This is a genomic window from gamma proteobacterium symbiont of Scutellera amethystina, assembly GCF_059730845.1.
Map to the genome: position 1 here is coordinate 2,963,650 of NZ_AP035935.1, position 13,863 is coordinate 2,977,512.

Here is a 13,863-nt window from a genome sequence, read left to right on the forward strand (position 1 = left end):
ATTGAGCGAACCGGTGCAGGCAAGTTCTGAAATGAAGCCTGTAACAGGATTTATTTTAGTGAGCATGAAAATGCCGCGGCGGGTGCCGCGACAAAGGTTTTTGTCGGCAGGCGCTGACGCAACCTGCCGCAGCATGACGACGATTCAGCCTGATGACGCGGCTTGATCCGCAGGTTCACCAAAATGCTCGCGCATGTGGGATTCAATTTCTTCCAGTGATTTCCCCCGGGTTTCCGGTAACATCACGGCAATAAACACCAGGGAAGCCACATTGATTGCGGCAAAGATAAAGAACGCCTTATTACCCACCAGCGACAGCAAAGGCGGAAACGCCAGCGCCACCACGGCGTTGCATATCCACTGAAACGCTACCGCTGAACCGGTTAATACCCCGCGAACTTTCATCGGAAATAACTCCGACATCAGCAGCCAGTAAACCGGGGAAATGCACATCTGCATAAAGAACAGGAACACCAGAATACACGCCAGCGCCAGCAGGCTTTGCGTCAGGCTTTGCGGCATGAGAACCAGCACCGCGCCCAGCGCCAGCTGCATCGCAATCACCACCGACAGCCCGGTCATCAGCATCGGGCGCCGGCCGAAATGGCTGATGGCTTTAATGCCGGCAAAGGTGGCCAGTACCGATACCACCCCGTTGCCGATGGTGGCCGCAATCGAAGCACTGGTGCCCAGCCCGGTACTTTTCAGAATGACTGGCGTGTAATACATGAAGGCGTTGACGCCGGTAAACTGCGCGACGATGCCCATGCCGCAGCCCAGCAGCAGCAGACGCACAATCCATTTCTCTTTTAACAGTTCGCGCGCGGGTGGCCCCTGACGGGCTTCGCGGGCATTCTGCCGCATCTCTGCCATCTCTTTTTTAATCTCGCGCGGATTTTCCCGCAGTTTGCGCAGGATACGCAGCGCCTCATTAAAGCGCCCTTCCGCCACCATCCAGTGCGGTGAGGCCGGGACAAAAAAGGTACCAATAAACAGCAGAATGCCGGGGATCATCGCCAGCGACAGCATATAGCGCCACATGCCCGGATCGTGTAGTAACAAACTCATGGCGGCGCTGACGACATAAGCCAGCAGTTGCCCTGACACAATCATCAGTTCGTTGCGGCTGACCAGCGGTGCCCGGCGCTTAGGCCCGGCAATTTCAGCGATAAAGACCGGAACCGTTGACGATCCGCCGCCCACCGCGAAACCCAGAATAAAGCGCATCACCACCATGATTTCCAGATTCGGCGCAACCGTGGTGCCTAACGCCCCGGCAATGAACAACAGGGCAAGGCTGCGTAACGTGATACGGCGACCAAAGCGGTCCGAGACATAACCGCTGATGAACGCGCCGAGCGCGGAGCCAAAGGTGAGCGCAGAGGTCACCAGCCCTTCGGTAAATGGCGTGAGATCGAGACCGCCCTGCGCGGCGGGCAGCGTCATGTAGGGCAGCGCGCCGGAAATAATGCCGGTGTCGTAGCCAAACGCCAGCGCGCCCATCGTGGCGACTAACACCACAAAAAACAGGCGCTGCTGAACAGTAAACGTCAGGCTGCCGCCATCATCTGATTGAGACTGCGAAGGATTTTGCTTGCTATCGTCCATGGGTGATTCAAGACCTGGTCAATGACGGGATAAAAAGGAGGTTTGAGTATAGTCAGAAACGAGAAAGTGTGAGGCCGGTCACGATTTTTACCGGATGGCGACTGAATAAAAATCCCGCACCGCCCTGACTGCTCAGCGCAGGTTTGCGCCGCAGCCGCGCCCTCGCACTGCGCTCAACCCCTGGCTGGCCTGCTGAAATCCTGTCCCCGACAGAGGGAAAATTTTCTGCTAAGGTACGCTGGCTGGTTAATGAGAAACACGCTAAGGCGTAACGCAGAAAGGCAGGTCCGGCGACAGGTTGCTGAATTAACGTTCAGGACAACGGTGTCTTTTAAGGTTGAACGTGAAAAAAGAAACGGTTAAGAAAAATATCATTCTCGCGGCGCTGCAGCTGTTTCGGGAGCGCGGCTTCAACAATGTTTCAACCCGCGATCTGACCAATACGCTGGGCATATCCCGCAGCCACATCTACCACTATTTCAAAAACTGGGATGCGCTGAGGCTGGACTCGATTGCTTTCATGCTGGATGAGGACGTTGCCGCTTTCTCTGTAGAGAGTGAAAAGAGGGATGATTCACAGCATGACGCCTTTTTTCGTGCGCTGGTGGATTATCTCCTGCCAGACGGGCCGGCTTCTCACTGGTTGATCTACCTCGAGTTGTGGCCGCTGGCGGCAAGGGATACGCAATTTGAGCAGCTGCTGCTCTCCAGCACGCAGACGTGGACGGCGATCATCCGTCAGGGCTTATCAGGCCAGGCATTTAGCCACCTCAGCGAAGCAGGTAAAGACGAGGTGGCGCGTAATCTTCACGCCCTGATTGACGGTTACTCAAGCGCGCTAATTCTTAACTACTCTGCGGATAAGCGGACACATTTTTTTCTTGAGATAATGGCCGCCTTGCAGAAACTTTGTCGCTAGCAGAGATTTTTCCACATAGCCGCTTACCTCCCGGGCTTTAAATCATTAAACAGCCTGGCCATCTTGCTGCCGGCTGAGGTGTAGGCCGGATTGTTTTTCTCCGGCGCCATCCAGCTTTCATCCGCTTCCGGATGCGGTCCGCTCAGGAGTACCGTGCCTTTACCGTAAGTATATTTCGCCAGCGCGATATCACCGTTGGCATAGCGCGCCAGAGCGACGAAGCCGTGCGCGTCTTCGGCATTCAGGTAAGGACCATCCTGATAATAAAATTTTTCGGTTTTCCCCTGCCAGACAACATCGACAACGTAATCGCCCTCATCGGATATGTTAGTCCCCTTGCGCATGACTTCAGAGTCCAGCGATGAGGGGATCAGCCCCAGCCAGTTTTCATCGGCCAGATACGCGCCCATGCACAATCCGAGAAAGCTTTTTCCATTGCGGACAAATTTGCGTATGGCCTCAGCTCCTTCGTCGCCCAGCGCAGCAAAGGCGCCGGGGATGTCCTGCCCGCCTCCGGGCTGGATGTACACATCAAAAGTGGCGAGATTATACTCCGTGACCTTTATTTTTTCCTGCTCTCCGACATACGCGATGTCCAGCGGCAGACCGCTCTGTTCCAGCGATTTACGGACCATTTCGGAGCAGCCCGGACAACCGGCACCGCCGCGATAGATTGCGACATGGGTGACGGCAGCACTGGCCATATTTACGGTGACTAACCCGCCGGCAAGCAGAATGGCAGCATACGTCAGAAGGTTCTTCATCAGATAACGCCAGAAACGGGAGGAGGCTCTCAGTGTCATTGTTTTCACCATTAGCGGCTGGACCAGGCTCAAAATTAGAGCGACTGCTCAATTTAGGACCAGCACGAAGAGACTGTCAACAGCCTGACAGGGCGAAAAATACAAGCCTCTGTTTTAATTACTCTTTCACATAATTCCGTCAACGGTTGCCGCGATTGTGCCGGTTGCAGAAGGAGTGTCTGAAGCTGATCGGCCGGGAGTTATTCGATAAAACCGCTAGCTGACTGCCGTAACCGCCCGGTGATGGCGATCAGCCCTTCGATGTCTTCCGGCGTCAGCAAATCGAGGAAATTTCGCCGCACGCCCGCGGCATGTATCGGCCGCGCTGTAGCAAGCAGCTGGCTCCCTGCCTCTGTCATGCGGACTGAAATCCCTGCGCGAGTCGCGCGGCTGCGCTGTACCAGATCCCGGACGGCCATACGTGAAAGCTGGTGCGATAGCCGCGACTTGTCCCATTCAAGGTATTCCAGCAGCTCTCGCTGCAGCAGTACGCCCTGCGGACTGCGGTTGATTTCCATCAGGATCATGAAATCCGGACCGGACAACCCGGTCGCCTCATTGATCTCTCTGACAATGCGTCCGGTGATGATTTCAGCAAGCCGGCGATATCCGCGCCATGCCTGCCACTCTGCGTCTGAAATCTCTGTGCTGCCCATTATTTATCCCGTCGCGTAGTTGATATGTCAACTTTGTGATTATACAGTATCCACTTTCACATTGGGGAAGAAAAGACATGTCGGACAAACTGACTATCGCTATTGTGGGCGGCGGCCCGGCAGGCCTCACGGCGGCCGTGATTCTTCAGCGCCACGGTTTTAACGTAACGGTGTTTGAGGATGAGCCGGCGGATGCTGCGCGGAGTCAGGGCGGCTCGCTTGATTTGCATGCTGACAGCGGCCAGGCGGCACTGCGCAGAGCGGGCCTGCTGGAGCAGTTCATCAGTATCGCCAGGCATGAGGATCAGGAAAGCCGGATGCTGAATTACCTTACCGGAGAAGTTGAGGCCGACAGATTCACGCCGGAAGGTGAAATGGATAAACCGGAGATCGATCGCGGCGAGTTGAAAAACCTGCTGCTGAGCGCCCTGTTACCGCAGACCCTGCAGTGGGATCACAAACTGCATTACGTTGACTATGGCCGGCAAAAAGCGCACGGGCTGGTATTCAGAAACGGCAGGCGCTACGAAGCCGATATCGTGATTGGTGCAGACGGTGCCTGGTCGCGGGTCCGCCGTTATCTGACACCGGTACGTCCGTTTTATACCGGCATTACCTTTTTCGAAGGCTGGATAGATCACCCGTCCGACCAAATCAACAGCATTGCCGGCAACGGGACCGCGTTCAGCTTTGGCGATGCGCAGGCGCTGGTCACGCAACGCAACGGCGGCGGGAGGATTTGCGTCTATGCGGCGATGAAGCGCGCCCCTGATGTCATCGATCAACACATAGCCTCCTCCGGCCTCACCGCCTGGGTGCGCGACAGCTACCGCGACTGGGCCGCTTCCCTGCAGTTGGTGGTAAACGCCACCGGTGACTATGTCAGACGCCCGATTTACAGCCTGCCCGCCGATTTTGGCTGGGCACCACGGCCGGGCATCACCCTGATTGGCGATGCCGCTCACCTGATGCCGCCGGTTGGCGTCGGAGTCAACCTGGCGATGCTTGATGCTTCAGACCTGGCTCTGGCACTGTGCGAGGCCTCGCACCCGCAGAACGGGCTGCGCTCTGCGGAGATCCTGATTATGGAACGCGCACGCGACATGATGCCTGATGCAATAGCGGGGTTTCAGCACTGGTTCGATGAGAGAACCTGACACCAGTTTTACGTGACCGCCACCCGCGGTTTACTGTTGCTTTTGTTCCGCCTCTTTCTGTTTTTTGGCGGCCATGTGGTGGCCCACCGCGCAACCAGCTGCCGCACCGGCAACGCCATGATGAACCAGATGACCTGCCACGCCGCCTGCGACGGCGCCTTTCAGACACCCTTTTGCCTCTGCCTGGGCGCTAACGACTAAAAGAAGGCCTGCCGCTGCCAGGGCCGCAATCCACTGTTTTTTCATTGCCTTGAATCTCCATAAAGATACGTGTTATGTCAGTAATGCTGAGCATAGCCTGGCAGAACTGACGGCGTGATATACAGGGGTTAAACGGCAAACTTTGTTACCTATGGTTACGCTTATGCAGCAACGGTCTGATCGGGAGAAAGCCAGTCAGGGCGCAAAACGCACCGGTATCTTTTCTTTCAGATACGCAGGCCGCATGGGAAAGGTATTGGCATCTATCGCCTGCTTTACCGCATCGATAGCGACGGCGCACAGATCAGCATCTCCGGCCTGCGCAGTGACGTTTGTCGGTGGCTGACCTAAGGGCTGCGTAATGACCAAATCACAGGTCTTACCGTGATATAAATTCGCGTCAAAAAACCGATACTGTATTGCGGTAACGGCCTGACAAAGCCACAGATGAGTATCTTTATTTGCTATTTGCGAGGAGGTTTGCGATTCGCACTGGCTTCTTATCTCGGAAGCGGTTGGAAACCTGAATGACTGCCTTGCTGTTTGTTTAGTATGGGACTGGCAGCCGACTAATAACATGACGGCGATAAGTGAGAGTGTTTTTTTCATCATGGCATCCATGCAAATCATTTATGCATTTATAGCATCCCGGACAGATTGCGGAAACCGTGCCTGCTATCGGGTTGCTTTCGCATTGGCAGCGAATACTCACAACCCAGCAACCGACCGCATTATAGATGTGAGAATAAACAGCGTAACGTCTCAAGCCAATTCGCAGACCCCATCAAAGGTTGCGAAATAAGGCCAGCGTGTTTTGGCCAGCCTGACATGCAGGGATAGGTTTCTGTTGAAAGGTCGGGACGGCTGCAGAATAAATTCAGCAAAGATCTTTCCGCCCCACCCGACTCAATCCCCAATATGCAAGTGATTTATTGGGCGTCCTTAGTCTGATTTCTACTCAGGAACGCTGAGCCCTTTTACGTCAGACACGAAATGTGTCCACCATCCCCCGCAGAGCGTGCGCCTGCTCAGAGAGAGACTGAGACGCCGAAGAGGACTCTTCAACCAGCGCAGCGTTATTCTGCGTGACACCATCCATCTGACTTACCGCAATGCTAACCTGAGAAATGCCCTGCATCTGTTCTGAAGAAGCCAGTGAAATATTATCCATGGCCTCTGCCAGTTCGCCCACCATGCTGACAATCTTCAATATGCTCTGCCCTGTACCTGCTGCCACCTCAACGCCGCTTTCGACCTGCTCAACGGCCTGTTCAATCAGCTGTTTGATGTCGCGAGCAGCATTTGCACTGCGCTGTGCAAGCGTTCTGACTTCACCGGCAACCACGGCAAAACCGCGTCCTTCTTCACCTGCCCGTGCGGCCTCCACCGCTGCGTTGAGCGCCAGAATGTTGGTCTGGAAGGCAATGCTTTCGATCACGGAGGTGATGTCCCGTACCTTTGTCGCGCTCAATGAGATCTCATTCATGGTTTCAGACATACGCTGTACGTCGGCCTCTCCTGCGCGTGCCAGCGTTGCCGCATCCCGGGCAGACCCAGCGGTCTGCTGCGCGCCAGCCGTATTACTTTTCACGGTGGCGGTAAGCTGCTCCATACTGGCCGCAGTTTCCTGCAGCGCTGCAGCCTGCTCCTCGGTGCGGGATGACAATTCTGTATTGCCCTGTGATATCTCATCCGCTGCCAGCGCCACAGAAGCAGCAGAGTCTTTTATCTTTGACACCAGACCACGCAGGTTTGCCTGCATGCCATCCAGAGAAGCCATCAGGCTGGTACTGTCATTGTTTCGCAGCGTTACAGGCGTCGTCAAATCGCCAGAAGCAATGGTTGCCGCAAGAGTCTGCGCCTGTACAGGCTCGCCGCCCAGCTGACGCATCAGTACGCGAATGGTCATAACGCACGTTCCCACTGCCAGCAGTGCTGATGCGGCCGCGAGCAACATCAGTATCAGCGATGCTCGGCGTGTCGCCTGACTGTTGGTTTCAACAGCGGACTGCGTATTTTTCATCTGAACCAGCGTCATGTCATTAAGCGCTTTGAGCAAGGTACTCTGCACCGGGCGCGTGACGTTCAGCAGATAGGCAGTGGCTTCCTCAGCGCGATTTTCAAGCCCGAGCCGGCCAGCCTGCTTCAGCGACGAAAGTGCAGGCTCCTCAGCTTCAGTAATGCGGCTCATGACTTCCCGCCCCTGCGGTGTTGAATCCTCCTGCATCACCTCAGCCAGAGCGTTGCGGCTGGCTATATACTGCGCTTCTTGTTTTTGGACGCGCTCCCATTCAGGCTTCATTGCCTGAACATCCGTCAGGAGCGCCAGGTTACGAACCGCAATGCCCATATCCCTGATGCTGCCTCGCATATCCAGCACCAGCTGATACTTTTTCATTTTGACGTTGACCGCATCGTCCATGCCTTTGGTCGCACTACTCAGGGCGTTGAGCGCAATGCCGGTACAGATAATAAAAAGCACAATAAGCAGGCCAAAGCCCGTTGCAAGCCGGGTAGATATTTTCATATTAATTCTCGCTGTAAGTAGATGAGAGTGTCAGATATGAATGTGTTATCGGCATTGTGTGACGCAGATTCATCACCCGGAATAGTTAATTTTAAAATTTATTTCAGACCCGTTGTTCAGATTTACGTGGGTAACATATCGCTATATTAGTGACACTCTCAATATAAAATTAATTACCGGCTTTTTGAGAGAAATAATTCTTGCATGCAGGTAATCAATACCTGGCTTAAAACTCTCCACACCAGGAAATTTTTCACCGATATGCTACCGCTGACACCCTCTTCTTTTCCTGACGCAATAATTCTGGCCACGTTCAGGAACGACGAGCAAAACCATTGATTTAAAGGCAAAAAATAATGAATTAATTTTCTTCAATTGACCTGCAATCCTGCCAACGCTAAACACCTGTTATCATCCAGCCGTAACGCCACTAAACCAGAACAAGAAAAATAGCCCGCAAAGTTTTTATAAAAGGTTAATTATTATTTACTATCCCCATTTAAAATGGTGACAGGTTGATATTAACGGCCGTAAGTATTTAGCAGGAATGGCCTGACGCGCTCCCGAGTCAGGTGCCATAATTATTTCTAAAACATTTTCAATGAATATCGTCATCCGCGCCTGACTGAAAGAGATTCAGAAAATTCACCTGGCAGGAAACCTCGTATCTATCCTGAATGGTCAGGTTAACGTATATAATTCCGGCCTGAAAAGGCATCGCGTGTTGACTGTCAGCGGGAGTATTTCATCAGGGCGCATAGGCCACAATGAGCTGGCGTTTTGTCGCGTCACGCCGTGCTGTAGCCTCAGCACAGAAATGAGCGCATGGGAAAGCATCGAAATGGTTCGCAGGTATGCTCACCTGGCACCTAATCATCTGACAGAGCATGCGAGGCAAATTGACGCGATTTTTGGCAGTCGTGTCCCAAATCTGTCCCACGGGAAATTTTGAAGGCTGAAGGAGGTTGTTAAGTGATTGATTTTATTTGGCACGCCCTACAGGATTCGAACCTGTGACCTACGGCTTAGAAGGCCGGTGCTCTATCCAGCTGAGCTAAGGGCGCATAGAAGATGCGTCGGATTATACGTCGGCACGCTGGCGCGTCAACGTTTTTGCCGCCAACGGACGGCAGAGTGTCGAGGGAATGAACAATTCGGCTTAATGACGCTGACGCCACTCACTCAGCGAGACCAGATTACTCACCTCCGCGGATTCCCCTTCCAGTTCAATCCCCTGCGGCGTAAAGCGCGCATTATACTGCTCGCGTAACGCATTCAGCTCCTGGCTGTCCGGCTCCAGCTGGCGCAGGAACCCCAGCGCCAGCAACAGCTGCTGCCGTGAAATCAGGGCGGAGAACCCCGCCTTCGTCAGAATGTGATGCCAGCGCTGTGCGTTCTCATCGCTGCCATCGACAATCAGCACCTGCCAGATCAGCAGCACTGCCGCGCCATTATTGAGGTGCACTTCGTTGTCGCCGCGAATGTAATCGGTGAACTCGTTTGCCGCCTCTTTGCCCATCTGCGCAAGCAGCGATTCAACATGCACCGGCGGCAGCTGCAGCCGCTTGCTGAGCGCCTGCGCGGCGTGGCGCGAACCGGCGGTCAGCAGCTGAAATCCCACAACAAACACTATCGCCAGCGTGGCGAGCATCAACCAAATCATCACGTGTTCCACATCATTGCCTGGCGGGCATAATACGCGCTAAGCCTGGCGCGCGCCACGGCGAAAAATCGGGAAACCGGTCGCGTAAACGAATCTGTGACTGACAGCCGCACGCGCTTCTGACAGAATAGGCGCCATCCCCGATTCAACTCTCTACAGATGGATTTCCTCTCTGATGGCAGCAAAAATTATTGACGGTAAAACGATTGCGCAGCAGGTGCGCCTTGAGGTTGCCGAAAAAGTGCAGCAGCGTCTCGCTGCCGGTAAACGCGCCCCTGGCCTGGCCGTAGTGCTGGTCGGTGAAAACCCGGCATCGCAGATCTATGTCGCTAACAAACGCCGCGCCTGCGAAGAGGTCGGTTTTGTCTCGCGCGCTTATAACCTGCCCGCCAGCACCAGTGAAGCTGAACTGCTGGATGTGATCGATGAGCTGAACAATGACGACGCTATCGATGGCATTCTGGTGCAGCTGCCGCTGCCGGCCGGGATCGATAATGTCAAAGTGCTGGAGCGCATCACGCCGGATAAAGACGTCGATGGCTTCCATCCTTATAACGTCGGTCGTTTGTGCCAGCGCGCCCCTAAGCTGCGTCCGTGTACGCCACGCGGCATCGTCACGCTGCTGGAGCGCTATAACATCGATACCTACGGCCTGAACGCCGTGGTGGTTGGCGCATCGAATATCGTCGGTCGCCCGATGAGCATGGAGCTGCTGCTGGCCGGCTGCACCACCACCGTCACTCACCGTTTTACCAAAGATCTGCGCCATCACGTTGAGCATGCCGACCTGCTGGTAGTGGCAGTCGGTAAGCCGGGCTTTATCCCGGGCGACTGGATTAAACCAGGTGCGATTGTGATTGATGTCGGCATTAACCGGCTGGAAAGCGGCAAAGTGGTTGGTGATGTAGATTTTGCGTCAGCCTCTGAGCGCGCGGCTTACATCACGCCTGTACCGGGTGGCGTTGGCCCGATGACGGTCGCCACGCTGATTGAGAACACGCTGCTGGCGTGCGAGCAATATCACGATGTGGAGCAGGCATAATGGCGAGTTTTTCACTGGGTAAACATGCGCACGTTGATTTGTGCGATCTGCTGAAGCTGGAAGGCTGGGTGGAGAGCGGTGCGCAGGCCAAAGCGGTGATCGACGAAGGCGAAGTGCGCGTTGATGGTGCTATCGAGACGCGTAAGCGCTGCAAGATTTTTCCCGGTCAGACGGTTGAGTTTGCCGGTCAGCGCGTAACGGTTGTGGCCTGATTTTTACCAGGCAAATCCGGACCTGTAGCGGCGCAATTTATTGCGCAATGAATTGCGCCGCTACGATAAGTGCATCAGGTTAATTACCCATAAACAATGGGTTATAGTTAGCCGTATAAAAAGGGCGAACCGCAGTTCGCCCTTTTTGTTATTTACGGCGCCAGCTTGACCCCTGCGGGCCATCTTCCACGATAACGCCCAGCTCGTTCAGCTTGTCACGTGCGATGTCCGCCTGCGCCCAGTCTTTCGCGGCACGCGCATCGGCGCGGGTTTTCACCCAGTGTTCAATCTCCGCCACTTCATCGGCATTCACCTGTGCGCCACTCTGCAGGAACTGCTCCGGATCCTGCTGCAGAATGCCCAGCACATCGGCCAGCTGACGCAGTTTCGCGGCCAGCGCATCGGCAGCGGCTTTATCTTCACCCTTCAGGCGATTGACTTCACGCGCCATATCGAAGAGCACCGAGTAAGCTTCCGGCGTGTTGAAATCATCGTCCATGGCGGTGCGGAAGCGAGCTTCAAACGCCTCACCGCCGGCTGGCGTCGCGCTGGCATCGGTATGGCGCAGTGCGGTGTACAGGCGCTCCAGCGCCGCGCGTGCCTGATTCAGGTTATCTTCGCCATAGTTGAGCTGGCTGCGATAGTGGCCGGACATCAGGAAATAGCGCACGGTTTCCGCATCGTAGTGCTGCAGCACATCGCGCACGGTGAAGAAGTTGCCGAGCGATTTCGACATCTTTTCCCGGTCAACCATCACCATGCCGGAGTGCATCCAGTAGTTTACGTACGGGCCATCGTGTGCACAGGTCGACTGCGCCACTTCGTTTTCATGGTGCGGGAACATCAGGTCCGAACCACCGCCGTGGATGTCGAAATGGGTGCCAAGCTGTTTGCAGTTCATCGCCGAGCACTCAATGTGCCAGCCCGGGCGGCCGTTGCCCCACGGTGAGTTCCACGCCGGCTCATCAGCCTTGGACATTTTCCACAGCACAAAGTCCATCGGGTTGCGCTTCACTTCCGCCACTTCCACGCGCGCGCCGGCCTGCAGCTGTTCGAGATCCTGACGCGACAGCGCGCCGTAATCTTTATCGCTCAGCACATCAAACATCACGTCGCCGTTATCCGCCACGTAGGCATGGCCGCGATCGATCAGCTTGCCGACCAGTTCGATGATCTCCGCGATGTGGCGCGTGGCGCGCGGCTCCAGATCCGGCGGCAGAATACCCAGCGCGGCAAAATCTTTGTGCATTTCGGCGATCATCCGGTTGGTCAGCGTTTCGATGCTTTCCCCGTTTTCGTTGGCACGTTTGATGATCTTGTCATCGATGTCGGTGATATTACGCACGTATTTCAGTTTATAGCCCACGTAACGCAGGTAACGCGCGACCACGTCGAATGCCACAAAGGTACGCCCATGGCCGATATGACAGAGGTCGTAAACCGTGATTCCACACACGTACATACCGATTTCACCGGCATGAATGGGTTTAAATTCCTCTTTCTGGCGACTCAGGGTGTTATAGATCTTTAGCATTGAACGATTCCGTTGTTTACGTGTGCGGGATACGCCTTCTTGATGTAGCCGGTTATTGTGCCGTATTTTTCCGACTTGTGCATCGCTCGCTTCGCAACTGCCGTTGCCTTACTGACGCGTTATTGGAAATTGTGATATAAGAGGCGTCTACAAAAATGCCCCGCCGCCTTGCCGGTGCGGCAGTTGATACTGACGACAACCTCCACAGGACGAATATAATGGTCACTTTCCAGACGAACCATGGCGATATCGTAATCAAAACCTTCGATGACAAAGCGCCGGCTACCGTACAGAACTTCCTGGACTACTGCCGTGAAGGTTTCTACGACAACACCATTTTTCACCGCGTGATCAACGGTTTCATGATTCAGGGCGGCGGTTTCGAGCCGGGCATGAAGCAGAAAGCCACCAAAGCAGACATCCGCAACGAAGCCAACAACGGCCTGAAAAACACCAAAGGCACGCTGGCAATGGCGCGTACCCAGGCACCTCACTCGGCTACCGCACAGTTCTTCATCAACGTTGCCGATAACGACTTCCTGAACTTCCGTGACGAAAGCCTGCAGGGCTGGGGTTACTGCGTGTTTGCTGAAGTGGTTGAAGGCATGGACGTGGTCGAAAAAATCAAAGCAGTGAAAACCGGCCGCAGCGGCATGCACCAGGACGTGCCGGTTGATGACGTGATCATCCAGAAAGTGACCGTCAGCGAGTAATGTCGCGCACGCTGTTTATCGCAGATTTACATCTGTGTCAGGAAGAACCGGCAATCACTGCCGGTTTTCTGCATTTTTTGCAGGGGGAAGCGCAGCAGTGTGATGCGCTTTACATCCTCGGCGATCTGTTTGAAGCCTGGATTGGCGATGACGATCCTAATCCGCTGCATCAGCAGATCGCCGACGCCCTGCGTGCCCTGCCGGTGCCAAAATTCTTCATTCACGGCAATCGCGACTTCCTGTTAGGTCAACAGTTTGCCCGCGCCAGCGGCATGACGCTGTTGCCCGAAGAGCAGGTGCTGGAGCGCTATGGTCAGCGCGTGCTGATGATGCACGGCGATACACTGTGTACTGACGATCACGGTTATCAGCGTTTTCGCGCCAAAGTGCATCAGCGCTGGCTGCAGCGGCTGTTTCTCGCGCTGCCGTTGCGTCTGCGCATGCGCATTGCCGCGCGGATGCGGGCCGACAGCAAGCAGGCCAACCAGCACAAGTCACTGAGCATCATGGACGTCAATCCGCAGGCGGTAGCCGCGGCGATGACGCGCCAGCAGGTGCCGATCCTGATTCACGGCCACACCCATCGTCCGGCGATTCATCAGTTCGAGCTCGCCGGCACGCCAGCGCAACGCGCGGTGCTGGGCGCGTGGCATGAGCGCGGATCAATGATTCAGCTGGACGCACAGGGCGTGGAGTTAATCGAATTTCCTTTCTGATTGTTTGCGGCGGAAATGCCGGTTTTCCGCCTACGCAACCGTTTTCCTTGCCGCTGTCTCGTGCTATTCTCTGTGCCCTTCTTTACCTGCCCGCCCGGCCAGGTTCGTTTGA

The 13,863-nt window shown here is 55.1% G+C and carries 14 protein-coding genes, 1 tRNA gene and 1 pseudogene; 7 read left to right on the forward strand and 9 right to left on the reverse strand.

From position 1 onward, the window contains the following. Window positions 1–144 precede the first annotated feature (144 nt). Complete coding sequence (locus AC6I79_RS13955; protein ID WP_264441532.1) at window positions 145–1,608, reverse strand: sugar porter family MFS transporter; 1,464 nt, start codon at window positions 1,606–1,608, stop codon at window positions 145–147. Window positions 1,609–1,951: 343 nt separating this feature from the next. Here AC6I79_RS13955 and AC6I79_RS13960 point away from each other — a divergent pair, with 343 nt between their 5' ends. Then, window positions 1,952–2,527 carry a TetR/AcrR family transcriptional regulator gene (locus AC6I79_RS13960; protein ID WP_164861039.1) on the forward strand — a complete coding sequence of 192 codons (576 nt, stop codon included), beginning with the start codon at window positions 1,952–1,954 and terminating at the stop codon, window positions 2,525–2,527. A 23-nt stretch (window positions 2,528–2,550) separates the two neighbouring features. On the opposite strand, the gene AC6I79_RS13965 is transcribed toward AC6I79_RS13960, so the two are convergent. Further along, the gene (locus tag AC6I79_RS13965; RefSeq protein WP_498027336.1) at window positions 2,551–3,342 is read right to left on the reverse strand and encodes a BPL-N domain-containing protein; all 792 of its coding nucleotides are present in this window, start codon (window positions 3,340–3,342) and stop codon (window positions 2,551–2,553) included. A gap of 188 nt (window positions 3,343–3,530) precedes the next feature. Continuing rightward, window positions 3,531–3,986: a MarR family winged helix-turn-helix transcriptional regulator gene (locus tag AC6I79_RS13970; protein ID WP_127833787.1), complete on the reverse strand. Its 456-nt coding sequence runs from the start codon at window positions 3,984–3,986 to the stop codon at window positions 3,531–3,533. Between the two features lie 77 nt (window positions 3,987–4,063). On the opposite strand from AC6I79_RS13970, the gene AC6I79_RS13975 reads away from it, so the two are divergent. Beyond that, window positions 4,064–5,143: an FAD-dependent oxidoreductase gene (locus AC6I79_RS13975; protein ID WP_498027337.1), complete on the forward strand. Its 1,080-nt coding sequence runs from the start codon at window positions 4,064–4,066 to the stop codon at window positions 5,141–5,143. Window positions 5,144–5,173: 30 nt separating this feature from the next. Here AC6I79_RS13975 and AC6I79_RS13980 read toward each other — a convergent pair whose 3' ends face one another. From AC6I79_RS13980 to AC6I79_RS13990, 3 genes are all read right to left on the reverse strand, one after another. Next, the gene (locus tag AC6I79_RS13980; RefSeq protein WP_021508621.1) at window positions 5,174–5,389 is read right to left on the reverse strand and encodes a hypothetical protein; all 216 of its coding nucleotides are present in this window, start codon (window positions 5,387–5,389) and stop codon (window positions 5,174–5,176) included. Window positions 5,390–5,539: 150 nt separating this feature from the next. Beyond that, window positions 5,540–5,965 (reverse strand): cell envelope integrity TolA C-terminal domain-containing protein, encoded by a 426-nt coding sequence (locus AC6I79_RS13985; protein ID WP_262256343.1) that lies wholly within the window; start codon window positions 5,963–5,965, stop codon window positions 5,540–5,542. Window positions 5,966–6,326: 361 nt separating this feature from the next. After that, the gene (locus AC6I79_RS13990) at window positions 6,327–7,871 is read right to left on the reverse strand and encodes a methyl-accepting chemotaxis protein (protein ID WP_058775255.1); all 1,545 of its coding nucleotides are present in this window, start codon (window positions 7,869–7,871) and stop codon (window positions 6,327–6,329) included. Between the two features lie 814 nt (window positions 7,872–8,685). Here AC6I79_RS13990 and AC6I79_RS13995 point away from each other — a divergent pair. Then, a pseudogene (locus tag AC6I79_RS13995) lies at window positions 8,686–8,823 on the forward strand (integrase); the annotation flags it as partial. A 35-nt stretch (window positions 8,824–8,858) separates the two neighbouring features. Here AC6I79_RS13995 and AC6I79_RS14000 read toward each other — a convergent pair. Together AC6I79_RS14000 and AC6I79_RS14005 are read right to left on the reverse strand one after the other, a co-directional pair. Continuing rightward, window positions 8,859–8,935, reverse strand: a tRNA-Arg gene (locus AC6I79_RS14000). Between the two features lie 95 nt (window positions 8,936–9,030). Further along, entirely contained in the window at window positions 9,031–9,534 is a 504-nt protein-coding gene (locus tag AC6I79_RS14005) for a DUF1198 family protein (RefSeq protein ID WP_058769413.1), read from the reverse strand. A 175-nt stretch (window positions 9,535–9,709) separates the two neighbouring features. On the opposite strand from AC6I79_RS14005, the gene folD reads away from it, so the two are divergent. Both folD and ybcJ read left to right on the forward strand, forming a co-directional pair. Next, entirely contained in the window at window positions 9,710–10,576 is an 867-nt protein-coding gene (gene folD, locus AC6I79_RS14010; RefSeq protein WP_021508629.1) for a bifunctional methylenetetrahydrofolate dehydrogenase/methenyltetrahydrofolate cyclohydrolase FolD, read from the forward strand. Next, entirely contained in the window at window positions 10,576–10,788 is a 213-nt protein-coding gene (ybcJ, locus tag AC6I79_RS14015; RefSeq protein WP_010618497.1) for a ribosome-associated protein YbcJ, read from the forward strand. The genes folD and ybcJ overlap by 1 nt, the downstream gene beginning before the upstream one ends. 148 nt (window positions 10,789–10,936) lie before the next feature. Here ybcJ and cysS read toward each other — a convergent pair whose 3' ends face one another. Next, window positions 10,937–12,322 (reverse strand): cysteine--tRNA ligase, encoded by a 1,386-nt coding sequence (cysS, locus tag AC6I79_RS14020; protein WP_021508630.1) that lies wholly within the window; start codon window positions 12,320–12,322, stop codon window positions 10,937–10,939. Window positions 12,323–12,540: 218 nt separating this feature from the next. On the opposite strand from cysS, the gene ppiB reads away from it, so the two are divergent. Continuing rightward, on the forward strand, window positions 12,541–13,035 hold the full coding sequence (ppiB, locus tag AC6I79_RS14025) for a peptidylprolyl isomerase B (protein WP_021508631.1): 495 nt from the start codon (window positions 12,541–12,543) through the stop codon (window positions 13,033–13,035). Next, window positions 13,035–13,751 (forward strand): UDP-2,3-diacylglucosamine diphosphatase, encoded by a 717-nt coding sequence (locus AC6I79_RS14030; protein ID WP_058775254.1) that lies wholly within the window; start codon window positions 13,035–13,037, stop codon window positions 13,749–13,751. The genes ppiB and AC6I79_RS14030 overlap by 1 nt, the downstream gene beginning before the upstream one ends. Window positions 13,752–13,863 lie beyond the last annotated feature (112 nt).

Excerpts from the sequence above, each read along its gene's own strand:
- AC6I79_RS13955 (WP_264441532.1), bottom strand. The coding sequence starts at position 1,608 with ATGGACGATAGCAAGCAAAATCCTTCGCAGTCTCAATCAGATGATGGC.
- AC6I79_RS13965 (WP_498027336.1), bottom strand. The coding sequence starts at position 3,342 with ATGGTGAAAACAATGACACTGAGAGCCTCCTCCCGTTTCTGGCGTTAT.
- AC6I79_RS13970 (WP_127833787.1), bottom strand. The coding sequence starts at position 3,986 with ATGGGCAGCACAGAGATTTCAGACGCAGAGTGGCAGGCATGGCGCGGA.
- AC6I79_RS13975 (WP_498027337.1), top strand. The coding sequence starts at position 4,064 with ATGTCGGACAAACTGACTATCGCTATTGTGGGCGGCGGCCCGGCAGGC.
- AC6I79_RS13980 (WP_021508621.1), bottom strand. The coding sequence starts at position 5,389 with ATGAAAAAACAGTGGATTGCGGCCCTGGCAGCGGCAGGCCTTCTTTTA.
- AC6I79_RS13985 (WP_262256343.1), bottom strand. The coding sequence starts at position 5,965 with ATGGATGCCATGATGAAAAAAACACTCTCACTTATCGCCGTCATGTTA.
- AC6I79_RS13990 (WP_058775255.1), bottom strand. The coding sequence starts at position 7,871 with ATGAAAATATCTACCCGGCTTGCAACGGGCTTTGGCCTGCTTATTGTG.
- AC6I79_RS14005 (WP_058769413.1), bottom strand. The coding sequence starts at position 9,534 with ATGATTTGGTTGATGCTCGCCACGCTGGCGATAGTGTTTGTTGTGGGA.
- folD (WP_021508629.1), top strand. The coding sequence starts at position 9,710 with ATGGCAGCAAAAATTATTGACGGTAAAACGATTGCGCAGCAGGTGCGC.
- ybcJ (WP_010618497.1), top strand. The coding sequence starts at position 10,576 with ATGGCGAGTTTTTCACTGGGTAAACATGCGCACGTTGATTTGTGCGAT.
- cysS (WP_021508630.1), bottom strand. The coding sequence starts at position 12,322 with ATGCTAAAGATCTATAACACCCTGAGTCGCCAGAAAGAGGAATTTAAA.
- ppiB (WP_021508631.1), top strand. The coding sequence starts at position 12,541 with ATGGTCACTTTCCAGACGAACCATGGCGATATCGTAATCAAAACCTTC.
- AC6I79_RS14030 (WP_058775254.1), top strand. The coding sequence starts at position 13,035 with ATGTCGCGCACGCTGTTTATCGCAGATTTACATCTGTGTCAGGAAGAA.